A 7770-nucleotide genomic window follows, 5' to 3' on the forward strand; every position below is an offset into this window, starting at 1 on the left:
AGAGGGGCCGGCACTCAGGGAGCGTGTGCAGCGATGCGCGCTCCGGGGTGCGCGCTCAGGGTTGTGTGCCCGGGGATGTGTTCCCAAGGGTTCCCAAGGATGTGTTCCCAAGGATGTGCGCTCAGGGATGTGGGCCCGGGGCTGTGTGCCCGGGGATGGGTGCTCAGGGATGGGTGCCCAGGGATGGCTGTTCAGAGCACCGCGAACGACGCGCCCATCACCGCCACACCCACGAGACCCAGCACCCACGCCGTCCGGCGCATCCGCAGGCCGCCCGCCACCACCACGGCGGCCAGCATCAGCGCGCCCGCCAGCGGAACCCAGGCGTGCAGCACCCCGCCCCAGCCGGTCCGCACCACCTCGTCCGTGCCCGGCTTCACCGCGACGAGCAGCCGCTCGCCCTCCCGGTGCGTGACCGCCTCGTCGACCGACACCTTCCGCCGGTCCTCGCCGGACCCCGTCGCCACGAACGGGCCCGTGCACGCCTTCTCACCGCACCGGGCCACCGTCATCGTGCCCAGCTCCCGGCCCTTCGTCAGCATCGCGTACTGCGCCGTCCCCCACGACGTCCAGACCCCCGCCACCAGAATGACCAGGGCGATCGCCGCCATCAGCAGATTCCTGCCGAGCAGCAGCAGTCCGAAGGCGCTCTCGCCCGCCCGTCTCACCCGGCTGCGCTTCGTCGTGGATCTGACCATGGCGGCGATCCTTGGCCATAGCTGAGCGCTGGGTCAACCTCAGGTCTGCACCTTGGGCGGGGCTGTCCCCTTAAGAGTTGTACGTACCCTGGGCTCGCTCCAGACCGTCCAGCATCAGACCCTCCACCGCGTCCGCCGCCCGGTCCACGAAGTACCCCAGCTCCTTGCGCTCCGTCCCGGAGAAGTCCTTCAGCACGAACGACGCCACGTCCATCCGGCCCGGCGGCCGCCCGATCCCGAACCGCACCCGGTGGTAGTCCGGACCCTGCGCCTTCGTGATCGACTTCAGGCCGTTGTGGCCGTTGTCCCCGCCGCCCAGCTTCAGCCGCAGCGCCCCGTAGTCGATGTCCAGCTCGTCGTGGACCGCCACGACATGGGCGAGCGGCACCTTGTAGAAGTCCCGCAGCGCCGACACCGGGCCGCCCGACAGATTCATGAACGACATCGGCTTCGCCACGATCACCCGGCGGCTCGACGGCCCCGGCGGGCCGAACCGCCCCTCCACCACCTGCGCACGCGACTTGTGCGCCTTGAACCGGCCGCCGATCCGCTCCGCCAGCAGATCCGCCACCATGAAGCCCACATTGTGACGGTTCGCCGCGTACTCCGGCCCCGGATTGCCCAGACCCACCACGAGCCAGGGGCTGTCCACGTCGCTCATCTACGTCTCTCCTGCTGCGGATCGAACCGTCCCGTACCGGCCGGATCGTACGGTGCCCCGCTCCGGCCGCCCTGCACGACAGCCGCCCCGCTCCAGCGGAGCGGGGCGGCTGCCGACACCTCGGAAGTATCCGGGACGATCAGGCCTCGGCGGCCTCTTCGCCCTCCTCGGCCTCCTCGCCCGCCGGCTCCTCGGCCTGCGCGGCCAGAACCTGGAGGACCACCGCGTCCTCCTCGACGGCCAGGGAGGTGCCCTTCGGCAGGTCGATGTCCTTGGCGTGGATCGAGGCACCGGCCTCGAGGCCCTCGACGGAGACGGTGACGCCCTCCGGGATGTGGGTCGCCTCGGTCTCGACCGGCAGCGCGTTCAGCACGTGCTCGAGCAGGTTGCCGCCCGGCGCCAGGTCGCCCTCGACGTGGATCGGGACCTCGACGGTGACCTTCTCGCCCTTCCGCACGACCAGCAGGTCGATGTGGACCAGGAAGCCACGGATGGCCTCACGCTGGACGGCCTTCGGGATGACGAGCTGGGACTTGCCGTCGACCTGCAGGTTGATCAGGACGTTCGGGGTCTTCAGGGCCATCATCAGGTCGTGCGCCGGGATCAGCACGTGCGACGGCTCGGCGCCGTGACCGTAGATGACACCCGGGACCTTGCCGACGACACGGTTGCGGCGGGAAGCACCCTTGCCGAACTCCGTACGGGCCTCAGCGGAAATCTTGTACTCAGCCATGACTGCGCTCCTCGCAGGTGGTGCTTCCGGGGAAGCATGGATCCGACGGCCGTCACCCGGCCCACGACAGACCTGCTACGAAGAGCGCGTCGATAACGGACCACCACTCATGTGAAGCGGTGTCCCTCGCCGAGCAACCCGGTGATTCTACCCGGCCGCCCGGTCGCCCCCCAAACCGATCATCCGGGGGTATCGCGACAGGACCCCGGACACACGGGAAGCCCCCGGGGCCGGAGTGCAGAACTCCGGCCCCGGGGGCTTCCCGCAAGGCTCACGCCCACCGGCAGCCGCACTCGGCGACAGCCGCGGCCGGCACCTCAGGCAGCAGACACCGTCGGGCAGCAGGCACCGTCAGGGAGCAGCACCGTCAGGCGGGCGGCACCGTCAGGCCTGCTCCTCGAAGAGGCTCGTCACCGAACCGTCCTCGAACACCTCACGCACCGCACGCGCGATCGTCGGCGCCATCGACAGCACCGTGATCTTGTCCAGCTCCAGCTCACCCGGCGTCGGCAGGGTGTTCGTGAAGACGAACTCGCTCACCTTCGAATTCTTCAGCCGGTCCGCCGCCGGACCCGACAGCACACCGTGCGTCGCCGTCACGATGACGTCCTCCGCACCGTTCGCGAACAGCGCGTCCGCCGCGGCGCAGATCGTGCCACCGGTGTCGATCATGTCGTCGACCAGGACGCACACCCGGCCCTCGACATCACCGACGACCTCGTGCACCGTCACCTGGTTCGCGACGTCCTTGTCCCGCCGCTTGTGCACGATCGCCAGCGGCGCGCCCAGCCGGTCGCACCACCGGTCCGCCACCCGCACCCGGCCCGCGTCCGGCGACACCACGGTCAGCTTCGACCGGTCCACCTTGGCGCCCACGTAGTCCGCCAGGACCGGCAGCGCGAAGAGGTGGTCCACCGGGCCGTCGAAGAAGCCCTGGATCTGGTCGGTGTGCAGGTCGACCGTGAGTACCCGGTCCGCACCCGCCGTCTTCAGCAGGTCCGCCACCAGACGCGCCGAAATCGGCTCGCGGCCACGGTGCTTCTTGTCCTGACGGGCATAACCGAAGAACGGAAGGATCACCGTGATGCTCCGCGCGGAAGCCCGCTTCAGAGCGTCAATCATGATCAACTGCTCCATGATCCACTTATTGATGGGAGCCGTGTGGCTCTGCATCAGGAAGCAGTCCGCGCCACGCGCCGACTCCTGGTAGCGGACATAGATCTCACCGTTGGCGAAGTCGAAAACCTTCGTCGGGACCAGGCCCACACCCAGTTGGTGCGCGACCTCCTCGGCCAGCTCTGGGTGGGCGCGGCCGGAGAAGAGCATCAACTTCTTCTCGCCGGTCGTCTTGATCCCGGTCACAGCAACAGTCTCCTTGCCAGCTGAAAAATGGTGGGGACACTTTTCGTGTGCTTATCACGGTACGCCCCGCACGGCGCACCCTTTGACGGTCACTGCTCGCCGTCAGGCTCCTTGCGAGCAGCCGAAGCGGCCTGCGCGGCGGCACTCCCCGGGCGCTTACGAGCGACCCAACCCTCGATATTGCGCTGCTGGCCGCGCGCGACCGCCAGCGCACCCGGGGGCACATCCTTGGTGATCACCGAGCCGGCAGCGGTGTAGGCACCGTCCCCGACCGTGACCGGAGCCACAAACATATTGTCCGAGCCCGTCCTGCAATGCGAGCCCACCGTCGTGTGGTGCTTGTGCTCTCCGTCATAATTCACGAACACACTCGCCGCACCGATATTGGTGTACTCACCGATCGTGGCGTCACCGACATAGGAGAGATGCGGCACCTTCGCGCCCTCCCCGATCTCGGCATTCTTCATCTCCACATACGTGCCGGCCTTCGCCTTCCGGCCCAGCCGCGTCCCCGGCCGCAGATACGCGTACGGCCCCACGTTCGCCTCCGCACCGACGTGCGCACCGTCCGCCACCGTATTGATCACCCGGGCGCCCTCGCCGACCACCGTGTCCGTCAGCGTGCAGCCCGGCCCCACCTCGGCGCCCGCGGCCAGATGCGTCGCACCGTGCAGCTGCGTCCCCGGATGCACCACCACGTCCGGCTCGAACGTCACCGACGCGTCCACCCAGGTCGACGCCGGATCCACCACCGTCACGCCACTCAGCATCGCCCCGCGCAGCAGCCGCTCGTTCAGCAGCCGGCGGGCCTCCGAGAGCTGCACCCGGTTGTTGATCCCCAGGATCTCCCGGTGGTCCGCCGCCACCGCGGCCCCCACCCGGTGCCCCGCCTCCCGCAGGATGCCGAGCACATCCGTGAGGTACTCCTCACCCTGGCTGTTGTCCGTACGGACCTTCCCCAGCGCATCCGACAGCAGCGCGCCGTCGAACGCGAACACCCCCGAATTGATCTCGGTGATCGCGCGCTGCGCCTCGGTGGCGTCCTTGTGCTCGACGATCGCGGTGACCGCGCCGTCCGCGGGGTCCCGCACGATGCGGCCGTAGCCGGTGGAGTCGGGGACCTCGGCGGTGAGCACGGTGACGGCGTTGCCGTCGGCGGAGTGGACGTCGGAGAGCCGCTGGAGCGTCTCCCCGGTCAGCAGCGGGGTGTCGCCGCAGACGACGACCACGGTGCCGCCGACCGGTGCCGCGTCACCGCCTCCGGCCAGCTCCTCCAGGCCCATGCGGACCGCGTGGCCGGTGCCGTTCTGCTCGTGCTGAACGGCGGTACGGGTGGCGGGGTCGATCTCGGCGAGATGGGCGGAGACCTGCTCACGGGCGTGGCCGACGACCACGACGAGGTGCTCCGGGTCGAGCTCACGGGACGCGGCGACGACGTGGCCGACGAGGGAGCGACCGCAGAGGGAGTGCAGGACCTTGGGGGTCGCCGACTTCATGCGGGTGCCCTCACCCGCTGCGAGAACGACGACGGCTGCCGGGCGGTTGGCGCTCACGGGTGTGCCCTTCGGCTTCGGGTGGTGGACACCCGCAGGATACCGGGGTGATTCGGGCCGGAAACGCGGGCGGGTCCCGACCGGAAACGGTCAGGACCCGCAGGCTCGGACATTGAGCTCCGCCGCCAGGACTCGAACCCGGACTGAGGACACCAAAAGACCCAGTGCTGCCTATTACACTACGGCGGATGGTAAAACGGGCTAAACCGGACGCTTGATCGGCTGGCCGGCTGGAGCCCCCACCACTATGCCGTACCACCAGCCCTCGATGCGACGGTAAAGGTCGGCTCCGCGCCGCACCCGGACGATCAGACAGCCCCGGTAGTTCTCTCCGGTGTTCTTCCGAGTGGTCCTGGGATTGTGCTTCTTGAGCGTCGTTCTGCCGAAGTCGGAGACCGGTGTGCCGACCAGTTCCGCCCAGAAGCGCTCCGCCGCGGCCACGTCGGCCGACTCGTGGATCATGACCCGGAACTGCCGGTCCTCGGTGCGCACGCCCAGCAGGTCGAGCCATGACAGAAAGACGCGGATCATGTCGGGGTCGCTGTTGATGAAGGCGACGGACTCATCCGTGCGGTGCGGCTTGGACTTCGTCCCCTCCGACCAGTAGAGACCCACCCCGACCAGGAACAGCTCCCGGTCGGTGAGCCGGCCGACCTGCTGTGCGGCCGCGAGTTTCGTCTGCTGGCGGGTGATGTCCCGCGCTCGCCGGTGGGGTGCCCAGCGGGCCTCGGCCATCAGACGGGCGTGGCCGGTGCGGCGGTCGGGCCTCGGGAGGTCCCGGACCCAGAGTGAGACCGAGCTCTTCGAGACGCCCAGCCGGGCCGCGATCACGTCGTACGTCTCTCCTGCCCGGCGGAGTTCCCGGGCGCGTTCCCGTAATTCGGTTTTGGCTTGAACCATATGCTCAGCCTGTCGGTGCGTTCCCCGCCATGTATCGAAAATCTGCCCGATTCATTGTTTCGGGTGAAAGTCATGGATATGGCAGGCGTTCACCGGGGTTGTCCGTGCCGACGGGGACCCGGAATTCACCGGGGCCCGCCCGTACGCTGGTGCGTATGACCACAACGGGGGTAGTCACGGGGAGCGGTGCCCAGGCGCCGGGAGGGCCGTGGTGGTGGGCCAGACGGCGGAGCATGGTGCTGGACATCGTGCTCGCCGTCGTCGCTGCCGTGGAGTGCGTGTTCGAGGGGGTGGCCTTCGCACACGAGGTACGGATTCCGGTCACGCTCGGGGTGCTGCTGGGGCTGGTGGCGGGGGCGTCGCTGGTGCTGCGGCGGCGGTGGCCGGTCGCGGTGGTGCTGGTCTCGATCGCGGTGATCCCGGCGGAGATGGGCTTTCTGCTCGGCATCGTCGCGCTGTACACGCTGGCCGCCTCGGAGGTGCCGCGCCGGGTGACGGTCGCGGTGGCGGGGATGTCGCTGGCGGGCACGCTGCTGATCACGTTCATCCGTTTCCACCAGGACGTGCAGCAGGAGGGCTATGCGCCGCCGGTCTGGGTGACGGTGCTGGTCTCGGTGCTGATGGCGCTGGGGCTGACCGCTCCTCCGCTGCTGCTCGGGCTGTACGTCGGGGCGCGGCGCCGGCTGGTGGAGAGCCTGCGGGAGCGCGCGGACGGGCTGGAGCGGGAGTTGTCGCTGCTGGCGGAGCGGGCCGAGGAGCGGGCGGAGTGGGCGCGGAGCGAGGAGCGGACGCGGATCGCCCGGGAGATGCACGACGTGGTGGCGCACCGGGTGTCGCTGATGGTGGTGCATGCGGCGGCGTTGCAGGCGGTGGCGTTGAAGGATCCGGAGCGGGCGTCGCGGAACGCGGCTCTGGTGGGGGACATGGGGCGGCAGGCGCTGACGGAGCTGCGGGAGATGCTGGGGGTGTTGCGGACGGGTGAGGGCTCGGTGTCCGTGGCGGATCCGGAGGGGGTCGGCGCGGGTGTGCCGGGCGCTGCTGCGGGCGGGAGCGTCGCCGCGGGCGGAGGTGCCGGTGGTGCGGCGGCTGGTGCCGGGGTGCCGGAGGGCGTGGTAGCCGGTGGAGGGGCGCCGGAGGGCGCGGCGGGTGCGGCGGGTACGGCGGGTGCGGTGCGGCCGGTGGTGGCCGAGGGGGCTGCGGCCGGGGTGCCGGAGGGGGCGTCGCCGGGGGTGCCGGTGGGGGACGGTCCGCAGTTGAGCGAGTTGGGGACGCTGGTGGGGGAGTCTCGGGCGGCGGGGATGGTCGTGGAGCTGTCGGTGGAGGGGGAGGAGCGGTCGTACGCGCCGCAGGTGGAGCAGACGGCGTACCGGGTGGTGCAGGAGGCGTTGACGAATGTGCACAAGCATGCGGCGGGGGCGCGGGCGCGGGTGAGGCTGGCGCGTCGGGAGGCCGAGGTGGCGGTGCTGGTGGAGAACGGGCCTGCTGCCGAGGGCGGTTCGGACGCGCGGCTGCCGAGTGGGGGCAACGGGCTGGTGGGGATGCGGGAGCGGGTGCGGGCGCTGGGCGGGGGGTTCGTGTCGGGGCCGACGGAGGCTGGGGGGTTCCGGGTGTCGGCGGTGCTGCCGGATCGGGGGGCGGGTGCGGGTGTGGATGTGGGTGCGGGGGGTGGGGCGCCGCGTACGGCGTGAGGTTCCGTGCGGGGGTCGCGGGCGGTTCGTTTCTGCCGGGGCCGGGGCCGGGGCCGGGGCCGGGGCCGGTGCGGGTGCCGGTGTCGTTGTCGGGTGCGGGTGGTCGTGGGTTTCGGGGGTGGGGGGGGGGGGGGGGGGGGGGGGGGGGGGGGGGGGGGGGGGGGGGGGGGGGGGG

At 70.5% G+C, this 7770-nt stretch carries 7 protein-coding genes and 1 tRNA gene; 1 reads left to right on the forward strand and 7 read right to left on the reverse strand.

Annotated features, from left to right (window positions below; all coding sequences use genetic code 11):
* Positions 1-191: 191 nt before the first annotated feature.
* The 7 genes from AC3EQ1_RS25250 to AC3EQ1_RS25280 all read right to left on the reverse strand — a co-directional run bounded on the left by AC3EQ1_RS25250 (position 192) and on the right by AC3EQ1_RS25280 (position 5907).
* Positions 192-698, reverse strand: a complete 507-nt coding sequence (locus tag AC3EQ1_RS25250; RefSeq protein WP_432096624.1) for a hypothetical protein — start codon at positions 696-698, stop codon at positions 192-194.
* Between the two features lie 70 nt (positions 699-768).
* On the reverse strand, positions 769-1359 hold the full coding sequence (gene pth / locus AC3EQ1_RS25255; protein WP_432096625.1) for an aminoacyl-tRNA hydrolase: 591 nt from the start codon (positions 1357-1359) through the stop codon (positions 769-771).
* A 139-nt stretch (positions 1360-1498) separates the two neighbouring features.
* Positions 1499-2092, reverse strand: coding sequence for a 50S ribosomal protein L25/general stress protein Ctc (locus AC3EQ1_RS25260; protein ID WP_432096626.1), 594 nt, complete (start codon positions 2090-2092; stop codon positions 1499-1501).
* A 384-nt stretch (positions 2093-2476) separates the two neighbouring features.
* Complete coding sequence (locus AC3EQ1_RS25265; RefSeq protein WP_351506066.1) at positions 2477-3454, reverse strand: ribose-phosphate diphosphokinase; 978 nt, start codon at positions 3452-3454, stop codon at positions 2477-2479.
* An 89-nt stretch (positions 3455-3543) separates the two neighbouring features.
* Complete coding sequence (glmU, locus tag AC3EQ1_RS25270) at positions 3544-5007, reverse strand: bifunctional UDP-N-acetylglucosamine diphosphorylase/glucosamine-1-phosphate N-acetyltransferase GlmU (protein ID WP_432096627.1); 1464 nt, start codon at positions 5005-5007, stop codon at positions 3544-3546.
* A 117-nt stretch (positions 5008-5124) separates the two neighbouring features.
* Positions 5125-5196: transfer RNA gene (locus AC3EQ1_RS25275), tRNA-Gln, on the reverse strand.
* Positions 5197-5208: 12 nt separating this feature from the next.
* Positions 5209-5907 carry a hypothetical protein gene (locus AC3EQ1_RS25280; protein ID WP_432096628.1) on the reverse strand — a complete coding sequence of 233 codons (699 nt, stop codon included), beginning with the start codon at positions 5905-5907 and terminating at the stop codon, positions 5209-5211.
* Between the two features lie 155 nt (positions 5908-6062).
* Between AC3EQ1_RS25280 and AC3EQ1_RS25285 the strand changes: the two genes are divergently transcribed.
* Positions 6063-7595, forward strand: a complete 1533-nt coding sequence (locus tag AC3EQ1_RS25285; protein ID WP_432096629.1) for a sensor histidine kinase — start codon at positions 6063-6065, stop codon at positions 7593-7595.
* The last annotated feature ends 175 nt before the right edge of the window (positions 7596-7770 follow it).

This window comes from Streptomyces sp. bgisy100 (assembly GCF_057709105.1).